The following is a 15,025-nucleotide window of genomic DNA, read 5'->3' as shown; positions in this document are numbered from 1 at the left end:
GAGCTAGGCCGCCACCGAAGGGCCGCGCACCAGCGCCGACCAGCGGCCGGGCGTCAGGCCGAATGCTTTCTTGAAATGCCTGTTGAAATGACTCTGGTCGCTGAAGCCGGCGCCAACGGCAATCTCGGCCAGCGGCTCGCCCACCTCGATCATCCGTCTTGCCTTTTGCAGCCGGCGCATCAGCAGGAACCGATGCGGGCTGGTGGAATAGGTCGCGCGAAAATGGCGTGACAGCGCATAGCGGTCGAGCCCGGTGACGGCTTCCAGCTCATCGGAACGAACGGACCGCTCGGCATTCTCCTCGAGATAGCCGCGCGCCAGCGCTGCCGCACGCGAGGCCGACTTCCCCATCGGCTTTGCTTTCTGTCCCGCATGACGCCCCAGATGCTGCGCCAGCTCCGCAACGAAATCGGCGACGAACAGCTCGTCCAGTTCCTCATAGAGCGGCGACAGGGCCGAAAGCAGCGTGCCACGCAAGGCAGGATCGCTGACCACAGCATCCCTGACGAAAGGCAGCGGCGCGCCGTCGAGGCAGTCGAGCAGCAGTGAGGGTTCCAGATAGAGGATCCGGTAGCGCAGACCATCCTCGGTCCCGGCGCCGCCATCGTGCACTTCGTCGGGATGCAGCACGATAACCTGGCCGGGCAGGCTGTGGTTGACAGTGCCCCTGTAGTGGAAGCGCTGCACACCGGAAAGCGTCACGCCGACGGCAAGCGTATCATGACGGTGCAGGTCGAAGGCTTTGCCATGGAAATGCGCCTCGATGCGCTCGATGCCGGTCCTGCCTGGCGCCGAGACGATCCGGTCTTCATCCGCGCACGAACGTCCAAGACCCTGTGTCGCCTCACCGTCTAGATCGTGCGTCATCACCTATCCCTGCCCTTCATGGGCGTGCTCCGGAGTCCTCATTTTGGTGTTCGATACGAAATTTGCAATCGTGCTGCGGGACGATCTCGCCGTCTGGCAAAAGCTCAACGTCACGGCCTTCCTGAGCAGCGGCGTCGTCGCGCAATTCCCCGACATTATCGGCGAACCCTACCGCGACCGCGCCGGCAACCTTTACAATCCTCTGTCGATCCAGCCGGTCATCGTGCTTTCGGCCGATGGGCCGACGCTCAACTCCATCCACCGGAAGGCGCTGGAGCGGGGCGTGACGGCGTCAGCCTATGTCGAGGAGATGTTTGCCACCGGCTTCGATGCGGCCAACCGCGCCGTCTTCGCCGAGTTCGGCCCTGAGGACGCCAAGATCGTCGGCATCGCGCTGCGTGCCGACAAGAAACTCGTCGACAAGATCACCAAGGGCGCCCGCATGCACGCCTAATTCAGCAGGAAGCGTGTAACGGCGCTCATGAATTCAGTCGGCCGCTCGACGTTCAGCATATGGACGCCCGGAAGCAGTGTAAGCGTGGCGCCGGGGATGCTGGCTGCGATCGCCTCGCTGTGGCTTGCCAGCGTTACCTTGTCGTCTTCTCCACCGATCACCAGAGTGGGGGCGGTAATGAGGGAGACAGTCCGGCGCAGATCGCAATCGCGTACGGCGGCGAAGCATCCCGCGAGACCTTGGGGCGGCGTCGCCAGGACCATCGCGCGGAACGCGTCGACGGTTTCGTTTGGGCCGGCAAGCATCGAGGCGGGAAACCAGTTGTGCATGAACATGTCCGCGGCGGCCGACATGTTGCTCGCAGCAAGGACAGTACGGATCTGCTCGTCAAAGTAAGAAGCCGGCCCGAGATGTGGCGAGGTGTTGGAAAGGATGAGACGCTCGATGCGGTCCGGGGCATGGATACCCAGCCACTGCCCTACGAAGCCGCCCAGCGACAGCCCGCAGAAATGCACGCGGGCGATCTGAAGCGCATCCAGCAACTCAAGGACGTCGCGGCCCAGCCGATCGAGCGAATAGGCTCCGGCCGGAGCATCGGAACTGCCGTGGCCGCGCAGATCATAGCGCAGCACCCGGAAAGATCCGGCAAATTCCGCAAGCTGCCGGTCCCACATATGCAGGTTCGTCGCAATGGAATTCGAGAGCACAAGCACAGGGCCGGCCCCCGCCAGCTGATAGGCGATCCGGCAGCCGTCGCCCGTCGTAAAATAAAGCGTGTCAGTCATCTGGTCCTCATCTCACCCTGGCGAAAGGAGTTCGATGCTCCCGCCGCCCTTTGAATGAGCCACCCTAGGCCTCGTAATTATCCAGGAAAATTACTATGATTGGACAATCTCAGTAGGTTTTGGCGATAATGAATGGTCTGAAACTCCACGACCTACGGTGCTTTGACGCCGTGGCAAGCGAGGGCAGCTTCCAGGCGGCCGCCCTTGCCTTGAACCGATCGCATCCATCCGTCTTCGCCGCTGTCGCACGCCTCGAGCAGTTGCTCGGGCTCACACTTCTCGACCGCAGCGGATATCGGGTGGAGCTGACGGAGGCGGGCCGCGAGTTTCACGCGCGAGCGCAGCTGACATTGCGCGAGCTCGACCATCTGCGAACCTATGCGGGCCAGTTGGCGAGTGGCGAGGAGACGGTCCTGCGTGTCGTCATGGGTGATCTCTGCCCGCGACCGCAAATCCTGCGTATGCTCAGCGGCTTCTTTGCCGAACGCACCGGGACACGCCTGCACCTGGAGTACGAGGCGGTCGGCGGTCCGCTCGAACGGTTGATGGAAGGCTCGGCTGACCTCATCTTCCATCGCGCGGATCCTTCCGATCCGCATCTCGAGCGGATCGATCTCTGCGCGGTGCCCCTCGTGCCGGTGGTGGCGCCTGGGTTCCTTCCGTTCGCGCCTGGCCGCGAGATTGCGCCGGAGCAGATGCGGCCCTTCACCCAGTGCGTGATCCGCGACACGGCGCGGCGGCCAGCGCCGGAGAGCTATTTCCTCATCGACGGCGCGCATCAGTGCTCGGCGCCGGATCATCTGATGAAGAAGGAACTGATCCTTCACGGACTGGCCTGGGGCCATCTGCCGGCATGGCTGATCGAGGACGAACTGCGGGATAGGAGGCTGATCTCGATCGCTGGTGCACATCTGCCCGGCCGGACGGAGATCCTGGCGGCGGTGCGCCGGCGCGACCGACCGCATGGACCCGTCGCCGAGGCGTTGTGGCTTCATCTCCAGGCGCAAGTGGCATCCGACGGCAAAGCACCGGATGTCAGAACGTCGCAGCGGAACGCAAAGCGCCTTAGCTGGCATCGGATCGGCCTGCGCTGAACCTGTCTCAGACGCCTGTTGTGCCAGTCGCTTTTGGCTTGCCGGGCGCAGGCGATTGCCGCAAAGGTTAAGCGTTGATCCTCCCTGCCCGGCCTGACATTTGAACGTCCCCGCAAAATCAGACGAAAGCGCAACGCCGCCCGCGGCGATGCTGTTCATGCTTTCGACCTATGTCTTTTTCACCTTTCTCGACACCTCGAGCAAATATCTGGTGCTGGCCGGCGTCTCGGGGCTGATCGTCGCCTGGGCCCGCTTCACCGTCCATGTCCTGCTTGTCGGCGTCTTCCTGCGCGGCTGGCGCGAGCCGTCGCGCTTCCGCGCCAACAATTTGCCGGCCCACATCCTGCGCGGCGGTCTGCTGTTCGGCTCGACCATGTGCAACGTCATGGCGCTCAAAACGCTTCAACTGGCCGAGACCACCTCGATCTACTTCTTCGGGCCGATGGTGATCACCGCCCTTGCCGGACCGCTGCTTGGTGAATGGGCCGGCTGGCGGCGCTGGCTGGCAATCCTGTCGGGCTTTGTCGGCGTGCTCGTCATTACAAGGCCGGGCATCGGCGTGTTCGGCATCGGCCATCTTTTCGCGCTCGGCTCGATGCTGTCGAACAGTTTTTACGTCATCATGACGCGGCGGATGTCAGCCAGCGAAACCTCGGAAAGCCTGATCCTGTTTTCGGCGCTGGCGCCGGCCGTGCTGCTTCTGCCGATGCTGCCGTTCTCGCATGGGCTGCCGCAGGATGGCTGGCACTGGTTCATACTGGTGATGCTGGGCGTGTTCGGCGCCGGCGGCCACTGGCTGCTGGTGCAGGCCTACCGCCTGGCGACCACCACGGCGCTGGCGCCGTACCCCTATTCGCAGATGGTCTGGATGATCCTGTCCGGCTGGATCATCTTCCACCAGTTCCCCGACCGCTGGACGCTGGTGGGTGCTGCCATCATCGTCGCCAGCGGCCTTTACATCATCCATCGCGAGCACCGTTTGCGGCTGCGCAATCGCACGACCGTCGATGCCGAGGCGGAGGCGCTGGCGAAAAAACTTTGATTTGCTCCGAATCCGATGGCATAACGCCGCATTTAAAAAATTTTAAAAAAACTCGGGGAGCGAAGGGCTGGCACAAAAGATCAAGCTTTCGACGATCGCGGATGCGCTTGGCGTGTCCACGGCCACGGTCTCCCTCGCCTTGCGCGACAGCCCGCTGGTCGCCGGCGCCACGCGTGACCGCATCAAGGAACATGCGCGGGCCATCGGGTATATCTACAACCGCCGCGCCGCCTCACTGCGCACCTCGCGCTCGGGCATTGTCGGTGTCGTCGTGCACGACATCATGAACCCGTTCTTCGCCGAGATCCTGCGCTCGATCGAAAGCGAACTCGATCGCAGCCGGCAGACCTTCATCCTGTCCAACCATTATGACCAGTTGGAAAAGCAACGCACCTTCATCGATACGCTGCTGCAGCTTGGCGCCGACGGCGTCATCATGTCGCCGGCCATCGGCACGCCGGCTTCCGACATCGTCATGGCCGAGGAAAACGGCCTGCCGGCGGTGCTGATCGCACGCAGCGTGGAAGGCGCCGACGTGCCGGTGTTTCGTGGTGACGATGCCTATGGCACGGCACTTGCCACCAATCATCTGATCTCGCTCGGGCACAAGCGCATCGCCATGATCGGCGGCACCGACCAGACCTCGACAGGGCGCGACCGCTACCAGGGCTATCTCAACGCCATGGAGGCCGCCGGGCTTGAGGTCAGGCCGTCCTGGCGCATCGCCGGGCCGCGCACCAAGCAGGGCGGATTCGAGGCGGCTGGACAGTTTTTGGCACTTAAAGACAAGCCAACCGCCGCTTGCTGCTGGAATGATCTGGTCGCCATCGGCCTGATGAACGGCATTGCCCGCGCCGGCCTGGTGCCGGGCGCCGACATCTCGGTCACCGGCTATGACGATCTCGAGGAGGCGGCAATCGCGACACCGGCGCTCACCACAGTCTGGAATGGCCAGCGAGAGGTCGGCCGCCGTGCCGCCAGCGCGCTGCTCGACAAGCTGAACGGACAGGCGGTACGGCCGTCACAGGAACTGATCAAGCCGGAACTGCATGTGCGCCAGTCGACCGGCAAGCCGGTGGAGCGTGAATGACCAAGACTGATGCGTTGCAGACCGTCGCCGTTCTGGTGCCGGGACATTTCAACGACCATGCGGTCGAGCGCATCGACCGCACCTTCAAGCGGGTCAAGATAGAGCGAGCCGATCCCGCCCTGGTCACCGAGGAGATGCGCCATGACGTGCGCGCCATTGCGTCCTTTGCCGGCGTCAATGCGGCATTGATGGATGCATTGCCCAACCTCGAACTCATCGCCTCCTTCGGCGTCGGCTATGATTCGGTCGATGCCGGCCATGCGGCCAAGAAAAACATCATGGTCACCAACACCCCCGATGTTTTGACCGAGGAGGTCGCCGACACCACGATCGGCCTTTTGCTCAACACCGTGCGTGAACTTTACAACGCCGAGAAATGGCTGCGCGACGGCAGTTGGGTGAAGAAGGGCAACTATCCCCTGAGCCGGCTGACCTTGCGCGGTCGGCATGTCGGCATTTTCGGCATGGGCCGCATCGGCCTTGCCATTGCGCGCCGGCTGGAAGCGTTCGGGCTGCCGGTGGCCTACCACAACAGGCGCAAGGTCGAAGGTCTGGCTTATGAATACCACCCGACGCTGAAGGGCCTTGCCGAAGCGGTCGATACGCTGATTTCCGTAGTGCCGGGCGGCGCTTCCACGGAGAAGGCGGTCAATGCCGAAATCCTGGCGGCGCTTGGCGCCAACGGCGTTTTCGTCAACATCGGCCGTGGCAGCACGGTCGACGAGGCAGACCTCGCCGCAGCGCTTGCCAACGGCACCATCGCCGCGGCCGGGCTCGATGTTTTCGCCGATGAACCGAATGTGCCCAAGGCTTTGCTGGAGGCGCCCAACACCTCGCTTTTGCCCCATGTCGGTTCGGCCTCGCACCACACGCGCCGCGCCATGGCGGATCTGTGCGTCGACAATCTGGTATCCTGGTTCAGCGAGCGCCGGCCACTGACCCCGGTGCCGGAGACGGCGCAAGTCAAGCCACGAAGCTGAGCGGCTGTCTGCCACACTCGTTAACGTCGGCTTAACGCTTTGGAATCATTCTGCATCTGCGCCGGGGGGCGCGGAGTGCAAGATGACGAAACTTCCGGCATTGATTGCGGCAGCGGCACTTTTCGCCGGCTTTCAGCTGTTTCACGGCGGCAGCAGTGAAAGTTCGGCCAATGAAGCAAGGCCGGCAACCACCTTCAGGCTGGTCGCCAATGGCGACGAAGGCGACTGCGCGGTTAGCCGCGGCGCCGCGATTGACGATGGCCTGTCGCTGTTGACCGTGGCGCCGAACTGCCGCGGGCTGCTGCCGGGGATCGAGCGGGCAAAATTCTGGCGAGAGGGCGAGGACGGCACGATCGCGTTCAGCGCCGACGGCACCGACCCGATCGTCACCTTCTCGGTTGCGGATGGCGACGGCTACGAATCCTACGCTCCGGCCACGCCGCTGCTTTCGCTGGCGACAACCGGCGAACGGGATCAATCCGCCGGCAATTGATCGTCGGGATTTATTCCGCCGCCGCCCGCGCGCCGGCCTTCGCCGCCGCATGCAGGCGCACCGCATCGCCGAAGGCGCGGAAGATCTTGGCCGAGTTGCCGTCCGACTTGACCCAGTATTCGGGGTGCCATTGCACGCCGACGGCGAAGGCGCGGGCGTCCTTCACCGAAACTGCCTCCACCGTGCCGTCGCCGGCAACCGCCTCGACCTGCAGCTTCGAGCCGAGCCGGTCGATGCCTTGGCGGTGCAGCGAGTTGACCTTGATGTCGCCGGCGCCAAACACGCCGGCCAGGCAGCTGCCCGGCTTGATCGAAATGGTCTGGTGAATGGCGAAGCGTTCGTCCTGGTTGTCGCTCACCGGCGCGCGATGGTCGAGCGAGCCTTCGCGCTCCTGGATCTCGGTGCCAAGCGTGCCGCCCAGCGCAACGTTCAACTCCTGGATGCCGCGGCAGATGGCAAGCAGCGGCACGCCGCGCTCGATCGCCTTGCGGATTAGCGGCAGCGTGGTGGAATCGCGCGCCGGGTCGTAGGGGCCGTTGGCTTCGCTGGCGTCGCCGCCATAGAGCGATGGATGCACGTTGGACTTCGAGCCAGTGACGATGACACCGTCGACCGAAGACAACAGCTCGTCGAAGTCGAGCCGGTCACCGAATGACGGCACCAAAAGCGGGAACACGCCGGCGCCGGAAAGTGCTGCCTCGATATATTGCTGCGGGACGGCATGCCAGGTGTAGTTGTCGAACTGACGGACGTCGGTTGATATGGCGACGAGCGGCTGGTGCATTTTGGGTCCGGATTCCATTTGGCGCGAAGCGAATAGCTATTGTGCCTGCAAAATAGGCGATCCGAAGGCGCTTTTCCATGGCAAGTTTCGCCATCTCGCATGGGCCACGCGGCGAACGTTAGACTATAGTTGCAGGCTGGCCGGCCGGCCCGCGGATTTGTCGCCAGCGCCGCCGTCAAATCCCGCCACCATGCTGGACTCGACCTTTTGCCCGTGTATTGTTTCGGGCAAATCGATACCGGACGTGAGGAGATGTCCCTGATATCGGTTGTTGGTCCAATAGGGAGGAACTGCATGGATCGTCGTTCATTCATCCGCAAGGCCGGGGTCACCGGCGTGGGCGCAGCGGCGGCTGCCGCTACGCTAGCCGCACCGGCAATCGCCCAGTCCAATCCGAAAGTGACGTGGCGGTTGGCGTCATCCTTCCCCAAGTCACTCGATACGATCTATGGCGGCGCGGAAGTCTTCTCCAAGATGCTGTCTGAGGCGACGGACGGCAATTTCCAGGTCCAGGTCTTCGCCTCCGGCGAACTCGTGCCCGGCCTGCAGGCGGCCGACGCCACCACGGCCGGCACCGTCGAGGCCTGCCACACGGTGTCATACTATTACTGGGGCAAGGACCCGACATGGGCGCTGGGTGCGGCAGTGCCGTTCTCGCTCAACGCGCGCGGCATGAATGCCTGGCACTATCATGGCGGCGGCATCGACCTGTTCAACGAGTTTCTTGCCACGCAGGGTCTTTTCGGCCTGCCCGGCGGCAACACCGGCGTGCAGATGGGCGGCTGGTTCCGCAAGGAGATCAACACCGTCGCCGACCTGTCCGGCCTCAAGATGCGCATAGGCGGCTTTGCCGGCAAAGTGGTCTCGAAGCTCGGTGTCGTGCCGCAGCAGATCGCCGGTGGCGACATCTATCCGGCGCTGGAAAAGGGCACCATCGACGCCGCCGAATGGGTCGGCCCCTATGATGACGAGAAGCTCGGCTTCTACAAGGTCGCGCCCTACTACTACTATCCCGGCTGGTGGGAAGGCGGTCCGACCGTCCATCTCCTGTTCAACAAGGCGAAGTACGAAGAGCTTTCGCCGGCCTACAAGTCGCTGGTGCACACGGCCGCGCACGCGGCAGACGCCAACATGCTGCAGAAATACGACTATCTCAATCCTGCAGCGGTGAAGCGGCTGGTGGCCGGCGGCGCGAAATTGCGCCCGTTCAGCCAGGACATCATGGCCGCCTGTTTCGAGAAGGCCAATGAGGTCTACACCGAAATGGAAGCCACCAACGCGCCGTTTAAGAAGATCTGGGACTCGATCAAGGGCTTCCGCAAGGAGCACTATCTGTGGGCCCAGGTGGCCGAGTACAATTACGATACCTTCATGATGGTCCAGCAGCGCAACGGCAAGCTGTAGGAACATTAGCCCCTTCTCCCCGTCACTATACGGGGAGAAGGTCCCGGCAGGGGGATGAGGGGCGGCGCAAACTTCGGCGATCGCCTTGGGCCTGGTAGGCGCCTTGAGCCCGAAATTATACCTTATCCATCCAAGCGTTGACGCTGCCCCTTACCTGCCTGCCGGCATCCTCTCCCCGTATAGTGACAGGGAGAGGGACGCGGTCATCGTCGTTTCGCCAATCGCCAACGTCGCAGGATTGAGGCTGCCCTTCATTCCCTGCCCGGCACCACCAACACCTTGACCTCGCCGAGGGCGGCCGGGTTGGAGATAACCGAGGGGGCTCCGTCCAGGCCGACCTGTCTGGAGATGAGCTTGTCGATCTCGATTGCGCCGGACGCGACAAGGTCCGCCGCCCGCCTGTGGGTGAAGGGATTGATGAACGAGCCGAGAACCTTCAGCTCGCGAAACAGGATGTCGAACGGTTCGAAGGGCACTTTCACGCCTTGCGGCATCACGCCGACGATCACCACCGAGCCGCCGGACTTCGCCAGCCGCATCGATTGTTCGACGGTATCGGGGACACCGGCGCATTCGAGCACCACGTCGGCCCCGCCGGGCACAAGGCCGGCTGGGCCGGCGATCGCCTCGATCGGGTCGACCGCACTTGGGTCGACCGTCGCCGTTGCACCGAGTTCTTCGGCGAGCGCCCGGCGGGAGGCCTGCCGCGTCGACAGGATGATTGTCGCCGCTCCTGCGAGCCTCGCCAATTGCACGGTAAGCAGGCCGATGACGCCGCCACCAAGCACCACCACGGCAGCGCCGGGTCTGATTCCGGCGAGGTCGACAGCGTGCAGGCAGCAGGCCAGCGGCTCGCAGAAGGCGCCATGCGTTGGCTTGAGGTTCGCAGGCAGAAGAAAGGCCTGGCTCTGCGGCATCACGACGTAGTCGGCGAAGCCGCCGTCGCGATGGATGCCGATGGCCCTGAGATTGCTGCACAGATTGACGCGGCCGGCTCGGCAATGACTGCAGCGTCCGCAGAAGATGTTGGGATCGCCGGTAACACGGTCACCGATGGCGATGCCGGAAACCGCGTCGCCGACAGCCTCGACGATGCCGCAGAATTCGTGACCAAGCGTCACCGGCGGGCTCGAAGGGAATTCGCCGTGGAGGAGGTGACGGTCGGTGCCGCAAACGCCGCAGGCTTCGACGCGCACCAGAACGTCCTGCGGTCCCGCAACAGGCTTGTCGACCTCCCGTAGCGCAATGCTGCCCACGGCTTCCAGGCGCACGGCTCTCATAACATCCTCACTCAGGTTCTCAGTGTTCACACATCAGTTGAAGTTCGGCGGCTGCGACAGGTCGGTCGCCGGCGCCGCCGGCTTGGCGGGCGGCGTCTCGCCGAAATTCGGCGGCTGCGAGAGATTGTTCGACGGTGGCGCCGCGGGTGATGGGCCACCGTTGGCTGGTGGTGGTGTGCCGAGAGGCGCAAGGCTTGGCATATCAGGCAAGTTGATCTCGATCGTTCCCGGATCGACGGCCGCACCCTTGTAGCGCATGACCATTTGCGGGAAGGCGATGGTCAGCCCGATCATGATCACCTGGATGCAGACGAAGGGCACGGCGCCCCAATAGATCTGGCCGGTGGTCACCGGCGCGATCTGCTTGCCGGTGAGGCGATCGAGATAGGGCACGCGCGCGGCGACAGAGCGCAGGTAGAACAGCGCAAAGCCGAAAGGCGGGTGCATGAAGCTTGTCTGCATGTTGACGCCGAGCAGCACGCCGAACCAGATCAGGTCGATGCCGAGCTTATCGGCAGCCGGCGCCAAGAGCGGTACGATGATGAAGGCGAGCTCGAAGAAGTCGAGGAAGAAGGCGAGCACGAAGACCAGGATGTTGACGCCGATCAGGAAGCCGACTTCGCCGCCCGGCAGCGACGTCAACAAATGCTCGACCCAGACGTGGCCGTTGACGCCGTAGAAGGTCAGCGAGAACACCCGCGCGCCGATCAGGATGAACAGCACGAAGGAGGAAAGCCTGGTGGTCGACGCGAGCGCCTGTTTGATGACATCCAGCGACAACCGCCCCTTCATTGCCGCCATCGCCAGGGCGCCAACCGCGCCCATGGCGCCGCCCTCCGTCGGGGTGGCGATGCCGAGGAAGATGGTGCCCAGCACCAGGAAGATCAGCGCCAGAGGCGGGATCAAAACGATGATCACCTGCTGCGCCAACCTGGACATCATGTTGATGTTCAGGCCCTTGTCGGCGATCGCCACGATATAGATCAGGATCACCCCGATGCTGGCGCCAAGGATATCGGCATTGTCGCCATGCGCCGGCGCAAGGTAGCGATATGCCGCATAGGAAGCCGCGACTGCCACCAGCAGTGCCGCGAGCAGCGACAGCACGCCGTGGCCAAGCGTGCGGGCCGCCAGCGGCAACGCCGGCATCGAGTTCGGCCGGACGATCGACATGATCAGGATGTAGAGCGTGTACAGGCCGGTCAGCACCAGGCCGGGGATCAGCGCGCCGGCATACATGTCGCCGACCGAGCGGCCGAGCTGGTCGGCCAGAACGATCAGCACCAGCGACGGCGGGATGATCTGCGCCAGCGTGCCGGATGCAGCAATCACGCCCGATGCCAGCCGGCGGTCATAGCCGTAGCGCAGCATGATCGGCAGCGAGATCAGGCCCATGGCGATGACCGAAGCCGCGACCACGCCCGTGGTCGCGGCAAGCAGCGCGCCGACGAAAATCACCGCATAGGCAAGGCCGCCGCGAACCGGGCCGAACAGCTGGCCGATCGTGTCGAGCAGGTCCTCGGCCATGCCCGATCGTTCCAGCACGATGCCCATGAAGGTGAAGAACGGGATTGCCAAGAGCGTGTCGTTCGACATCACCCGGCTGCCGTAGAAATTGTCGGGCAGCGCATGCAGCAGCGGCCACGCCAGGTTGATCGAGCCGCCCGAATAGGGCGACAGCACGACGCCGATGAAGAAGAACATCAGGCCGTTTGCGGCGAGTGAAAAAGCGACGGGATAGCCGATCAGCAGGAAGATGATCAGCGAAGCGAACATGATCGGCGCCATGTTCTGGGCGATGAACTCGATCATGGGCGCGCCTCCTGGGCGAGCGCCTTGGCCTCTTCAGCAAGGGCTTTAGCCTCGAGCTCGGCCTGTTCGTGCACCGAGATGAACGGATTGGGATCGTCCATGTCGCCGCGCATGATGGCGATCTTCTTGATGATCTCGGAGATGCCTTGCAGCGCCAGCAGGAAGAAGCCGACGAGCAGGATTGCCTTGGCCGGCCAGATGATCAGGCCGCCGGAATTGTTCGACATTTCGCCGCTGCGGAACGACAGCGACACGTAGGGGACAAAATAGATCACCATCAGCGTCACGAACGGCATCAGGAAGAAGACATGACCGAGCAGGTCGATCCAGTGCTGCACGCGGCGCGACCACATGCCGTAGACGATGTCGATGCGGATATGGTCGTTCTGTTTCAGCGTGTAGGCGGCGGCCAGCATGAAGGCGGCGCCGAACAGGTACCACTGCAGTTCCAGCCAGGCATTCGACGAGACGTCGAAGACCTTGCGGATGATGGCATTGGCGGCGCTGACCAGGATTGCCAGCAGGATCAGCCACGATATCCACCGGCCGATGAACTCGTTCATACGGTCGATCGTTCTGGATAGAGCGAGCAGCCCTGCCATGCATTTCCTCCCTGAGGTCGAAGGCGCGCCGGCTCCCCTATTTTCCGTCGCGCCGCTGTGGCCCAACGGTATGCCGTGCGTGGTTCGGCGGGTCAACATGGCATGGGCGCGATCAACGCCGTCGTGACGGGAGGCAGGGGATAAGTGCCGACCGGCTGCTGCGTCATGCAACCAAAGTCTGACAGCAGATGCGGCGATCAGGCGATCTTCTGCTGGTCGCGGCCGGGACCGATCAGCACAAGTGCCGCGACCAGGAACAGATACATCCAGCCATCGCGCCATTCGATCGGGAAATAGCCGGCCCATAGCGACTCCGTCATGCCGAAGGCGGCCGCACCGAGCGCGGCCCGAGGCGGAGAGAGATAGCCGCCCACCGCCGTCACGAACAGGATTTTCAGCCCGTAGACGAGGCCGGAGCCGAAGCTGACATTGCCGTAGTAAAGGGCGGCCATGATTCCGGCCAGCGCGGCGCAGAAACCGCCGAACAGCACCGCATGCCGGAACACTGCGCGCACGTCCACGCCGCACATGGCAGCCGCTTTGGGATCGTCGGAGACGGCGCGCCAACGGCGACCGAAGCCCGAGCGGGCAAACGCCCATGCAGCGAGCATGATGGCCGCCAGAACCACCGCGCAATCGATGAGCTGGATCAGCGTCAGCGTCGCCTGGAAGCCGGCATCCTGAGCGAAGACAATGGGTTGCGCCAGCATCGGCGGCAGCCACCAATCATGCGTGTCGGCGGCGATACGGCTTGCTTCCGACAGCACCAGCAGGATGCCGAGCGTCGTCACCACAATGGCATTGGGCGTGCGGTCAGCCAGCGGTTCGAAGACGCTGCGCGCCAGCACGTGGCCGATCAGCGCGGCATAAAGGAAAGCCGTGACGACGCCGAGCACCACTGCCGCCAGCAAGGTCAGCCACAATACCTGATAGCCGAAGGCCACGGTCAGGATCATCGTCTGGCCGCAAAAGGCGAACAGCGCGCCATAGGCGAGATTGGTCCGGTGCAGGATGCCGTTGGTCAGCACGTAGCCGAAGGCAAGCAGCGCATAGAGCGCGCCGGAATGCAGCCCGTTCAGCACCTGCTGGAAGAAATAGAGCATAGACAGCTTTCCGGGCGCCGGAGCCCGCGCCAAGGTTTGCATCGTAGAATCTAACTTGTCAAATGCGTTTTATGGGTTAGATTTCTGATATGACAGTATCTTGGACCCCACATCGCTTCACCGGCGGCATTCTTGCGCTCGATACGGCCAACACCGTGGTGTTGCGCAACGATCCGGAAAAGACCTTCGACCGTTTTGACGATCCGGCCGAGATCGCGCGCTTCGCCGATGCCGCAAGCGGCTTTCGCGGTGCCGAGCTTGGCGGCAGACCGCTGGAGGCGACCTCGCCGGACAGGATCGCCCCGGTGGTGCTGGCGATCCGCGAGACGACCGACTGCCTGTTTCGCGGCGCGGTGTCGAAAGGTGCGCTTGCCGCCGGCGACCTCGCCGCTTTTCTCAAGGCCTGCGCCAACGGCCTCGACCGGAGCCTGGCCGAAATCGGCGCACCGGGTAGACCGTTCGGCGACCCATCGACGCCGATCGCGTTCGAGGCGGCGCTGGCGGTTTCGGCCTTGTCGCTGCTGCGCGACGACACGGTCGCCAGGCTCAGGATCTGTCCCAATTGCAGCTGGCTGTTCGTCGACAGGAGCCGCAATTCCAGCCGCCTTTGGTGCGATATGGCTGTGTGCGGCAACCGCCAGAAAGCAAGCCGTCACTATCGCCGCCGCCGCACGGCGCCCCATGAGGTCAACAATGCCTAGGGTTGTTTTTCGTTCGATCCTTGTCGGTGCAGCGCTCATTGCAGCCGTTGCGCTTGGCGCCTGCCGCGACACCGGCGGCGACGGCAAGCTGTTCGAGGTTTCCGGCAAGGTCGTCGTCTTCAACTACCGTCTCGCCCGGGCGACCTATGTCGTGACGCTGCGGCCCCTGCAGCCGATGGGCGAAGGCCAGGTTGCGGTCGCCAGTTTCCAGAATCCGGCCGGCGGCCCTCCCCTGGTAGTCGAGCAGAAGGTCTGGCCGAAGCTCGACAAGGTCAGCCTGGAGAGCCCGGCGCTCACCTGCATCGTCAAGGACAAGCCCTATGCGATCTCCATCAGCATCAGGGGTCCTGACGGCACGTTCCTGCAGAAGATCGACACGACGCTGATGTCGAGCGAGGACCAGTCGATCCTTCCCGACCGGCCGCTGGTGGTTGACCAGCTCTATACGGCCAATCCCGATCTTGCCGGCCATCCCGACGGCAAGCTGCCGGGTGAGCCGAAGCCGGATTGCTCGAAAGGCTGACGCGTCTTTGC

Annotated in this window: 16 protein-coding genes; 9 read left to right on the top strand and 7 right to left on the bottom strand. The window is 63.6% G+C overall.

Annotated elements, in window-relative coordinates:
- Window positions 1–3 precede the first annotated feature (3 nt).
- Window positions 4–867, bottom strand: coding sequence for an AraC family transcriptional regulator (locus tag NKI88_RS13640; RefSeq protein WP_352655606.1), 864 nt, complete (start codon window positions 865–867; stop codon window positions 4–6).
- A gap of 46 nt (window positions 868–913) precedes the next feature.
- Here NKI88_RS13640 and NKI88_RS13635 point away from each other — a divergent pair, with 46 nt between their 5' ends.
- Complete coding sequence (locus tag NKI88_RS13635) at window positions 914–1,321, top strand: DUF2000 family protein (protein ID WP_023714565.1); 408 nt, start codon at window positions 914–916, stop codon at window positions 1,319–1,321.
- On the opposite strand, the gene NKI88_RS13630 is transcribed toward NKI88_RS13635, so the two are convergent.
- On the bottom strand, window positions 1,318–2,106 hold the full coding sequence (locus NKI88_RS13630) for an alpha/beta fold hydrolase (protein ID WP_023689240.1): 789 nt from the start codon (window positions 2,104–2,106) through the stop codon (window positions 1,318–1,320). The two genes, NKI88_RS13635 and NKI88_RS13630, sit on opposite strands and share 4 nt — an antisense overlap.
- Before the next feature lie 128 nt (window positions 2,107–2,234).
- Here NKI88_RS13630 and NKI88_RS13625 point away from each other — a divergent pair, with 128 nt between their 5' ends.
- The 5 genes from NKI88_RS13625 to NKI88_RS13605 all read left to right on the top strand — a co-directional run bounded on the left by NKI88_RS13625 (window position 2,235) and on the right by NKI88_RS13605 (window position 6,805).
- Window positions 2,235–3,200 carry a LysR family transcriptional regulator gene (locus NKI88_RS13625; RefSeq protein ID WP_352655604.1) on the top strand — a complete coding sequence of 322 codons (966 nt, stop codon included), beginning with the start codon at window positions 2,235–2,237 and terminating at the stop codon, window positions 3,198–3,200.
- A 157-nt stretch (window positions 3,201–3,357) separates the two neighbouring features.
- Window positions 3,358–4,242, top strand: coding sequence for a DMT family transporter (locus NKI88_RS13620; RefSeq protein WP_352655602.1), 885 nt, complete (start codon window positions 3,358–3,360; stop codon window positions 4,240–4,242).
- Window positions 4,243–4,309: 67 nt separating this feature from the next.
- A complete protein-coding gene (locus tag NKI88_RS13615; RefSeq protein WP_023752463.1) occupies window positions 4,310–5,332 on the top strand; it encodes a LacI family DNA-binding transcriptional regulator in 1,023 nt (340 codons plus the stop codon).
- A complete protein-coding gene (locus tag NKI88_RS13610; protein ID WP_023671354.1) occupies window positions 5,329–6,312 on the top strand; it encodes a 2-hydroxyacid dehydrogenase in 984 nt (327 codons plus the stop codon). The genes NKI88_RS13615 and NKI88_RS13610 overlap by 4 nt, the downstream gene beginning before the upstream one ends.
- Before the next feature lie 82 nt (window positions 6,313–6,394).
- Window positions 6,395–6,805, top strand: a complete 411-nt coding sequence (locus tag NKI88_RS13605; RefSeq protein ID WP_023683514.1) for a hypothetical protein — start codon at window positions 6,395–6,397, stop codon at window positions 6,803–6,805.
- Between the two features lie 10 nt (window positions 6,806–6,815).
- Here the strand turns inward: NKI88_RS13605 and NKI88_RS13600 are convergent, their stop codons facing one another.
- The gene (locus tag NKI88_RS13600; protein WP_352655599.1) at window positions 6,816–7,589 is read right to left on the bottom strand and encodes a gamma-glutamyl-gamma-aminobutyrate hydrolase family protein; all 774 of its coding nucleotides are present in this window, start codon (window positions 7,587–7,589) and stop codon (window positions 6,816–6,818) included.
- A gap of 294 nt (window positions 7,590–7,883) precedes the next feature.
- Here NKI88_RS13600 and NKI88_RS13595 point away from each other — a divergent pair, with 294 nt between their 5' ends.
- Complete coding sequence (locus tag NKI88_RS13595) at window positions 7,884–8,993, top strand: TRAP transporter substrate-binding protein (RefSeq protein WP_023725935.1); 1,110 nt, start codon at window positions 7,884–7,886, stop codon at window positions 8,991–8,993.
- 251 nt (window positions 8,994–9,244) lie between these two features.
- Here the strand turns inward: NKI88_RS13595 and NKI88_RS13590 are convergent, their stop codons facing one another.
- The 4 genes from NKI88_RS13590 to NKI88_RS13575 all read right to left on the bottom strand — a co-directional run bounded on the left by NKI88_RS13590 (window position 9,245) and on the right by NKI88_RS13575 (window position 13,790).
- Window positions 9,245–10,273: a zinc-dependent alcohol dehydrogenase family protein gene (locus NKI88_RS13590; RefSeq protein WP_352655597.1), complete on the bottom strand. Its 1,029-nt coding sequence runs from the start codon at window positions 10,271–10,273 to the stop codon at window positions 9,245–9,247.
- A 33-nt stretch (window positions 10,274–10,306) separates the two neighbouring features.
- On the bottom strand, window positions 10,307–12,085 hold the full coding sequence (locus NKI88_RS13585) for a TRAP transporter large permease (protein ID WP_352545144.1): 1,779 nt from the start codon (window positions 12,083–12,085) through the stop codon (window positions 10,307–10,309).
- Window positions 12,082–12,687, bottom strand: coding sequence for a TRAP transporter small permease subunit (locus NKI88_RS13580; RefSeq protein ID WP_023683517.1), 606 nt, complete (start codon window positions 12,685–12,687; stop codon window positions 12,082–12,084). The genes NKI88_RS13585 and NKI88_RS13580 overlap by 4 nt, the downstream gene beginning before the upstream one ends.
- A 197-nt stretch (window positions 12,688–12,884) precedes the next feature.
- Window positions 12,885–13,790, bottom strand: a complete 906-nt coding sequence (locus NKI88_RS13575) for a branched-chain amino acid ABC transporter permease (RefSeq protein WP_352655595.1) — start codon at window positions 13,788–13,790, stop codon at window positions 12,885–12,887.
- A gap of 89 nt (window positions 13,791–13,879) precedes the next feature.
- Between NKI88_RS13575 and NKI88_RS13570 the strand changes: the two genes are divergently transcribed.
- Together NKI88_RS13570 and NKI88_RS13565 are read left to right on the top strand one after the other, a co-directional pair.
- On the top strand, window positions 13,880–14,491 hold the full coding sequence (locus NKI88_RS13570; protein ID WP_023683519.1) for a CGNR zinc finger domain-containing protein: 612 nt from the start codon (window positions 13,880–13,882) through the stop codon (window positions 14,489–14,491).
- Entirely contained in the window at window positions 14,484–15,014 is a 531-nt protein-coding gene (locus tag NKI88_RS13565) for a hypothetical protein (RefSeq protein ID WP_023729725.1), read from the top strand. The genes NKI88_RS13570 and NKI88_RS13565 overlap by 8 nt, the downstream gene beginning before the upstream one ends.
- The last annotated feature ends 11 nt before the right edge of the window (window positions 15,015–15,025 follow it).

Origin of the sequence: Mesorhizobium sp. M0317 (assembly GCF_040321555.1) — a bacterium.
Classification (GTDB): domain Bacteria; phylum Pseudomonadota; class Alphaproteobacteria; order Rhizobiales; family Rhizobiaceae; genus Mesorhizobium.
Note: the sequence above shows the minus strand (reverse complement) of the source record. Positions and strands in the feature narration are given on the sequence as shown.

Bases quoted from the DNA above. Each gene is read 5' to 3' on its own strand.
- NKI88_RS13640 (WP_352655606.1), bottom strand. From the start codon at position 867: ATGACGCACGATCTAGACGGTGAGGCGACACAGGGTCTTGGACGTTCG.
- NKI88_RS13630 (WP_023689240.1), bottom strand. From the start codon at position 2,106: ATGACTGACACGCTTTATTTTACGACGGGCGACGGCTGCCGGATCGCC.
- NKI88_RS13625 (WP_352655604.1), top strand. From the start codon at position 2,235: ATGAATGGTCTGAAACTCCACGACCTACGGTGCTTTGACGCCGTGGCA.
- NKI88_RS13620 (WP_352655602.1), top strand. From the start codon at position 3,358: ATGCTTTCGACCTATGTCTTTTTCACCTTTCTCGACACCTCGAGCAAA.
- NKI88_RS13610 (WP_023671354.1), top strand. From the start codon at position 5,329: ATGACCAAGACTGATGCGTTGCAGACCGTCGCCGTTCTGGTGCCGGGA.
- NKI88_RS13605 (WP_023683514.1), top strand. From the start codon at position 6,395: ATGACGAAACTTCCGGCATTGATTGCGGCAGCGGCACTTTTCGCCGGC.
- NKI88_RS13600 (WP_352655599.1), bottom strand. From the start codon at position 7,589: ATGCACCAGCCGCTCGTCGCCATATCAACCGACGTCCGTCAGTTCGAC.
- NKI88_RS13595 (WP_023725935.1), top strand. From the start codon at position 7,884: ATGGATCGTCGTTCATTCATCCGCAAGGCCGGGGTCACCGGCGTGGGC.
- NKI88_RS13590 (WP_352655597.1), bottom strand. From the start codon at position 10,273: ATGAGAGCCGTGCGCCTGGAAGCCGTGGGCAGCATTGCGCTACGGGAG.
- NKI88_RS13585 (WP_352545144.1), bottom strand. From the start codon at position 12,085: ATGATCGAGTTCATCGCCCAGAACATGGCGCCGATCATGTTCGCTTCG.
- NKI88_RS13580 (WP_023683517.1), bottom strand. From the start codon at position 12,687: ATGGCAGGGCTGCTCGCTCTATCCAGAACGATCGACCGTATGAACGAG.
- NKI88_RS13575 (WP_352655595.1), bottom strand. From the start codon at position 13,790: ATGCTCTATTTCTTCCAGCAGGTGCTGAACGGGCTGCATTCCGGCGCG.
- NKI88_RS13570 (WP_023683519.1), top strand. From the start codon at position 13,880: ATGACAGTATCTTGGACCCCACATCGCTTCACCGGCGGCATTCTTGCG.
- NKI88_RS13565 (WP_023729725.1), top strand. From the start codon at position 14,484: ATGCCTAGGGTTGTTTTTCGTTCGATCCTTGTCGGTGCAGCGCTCATT.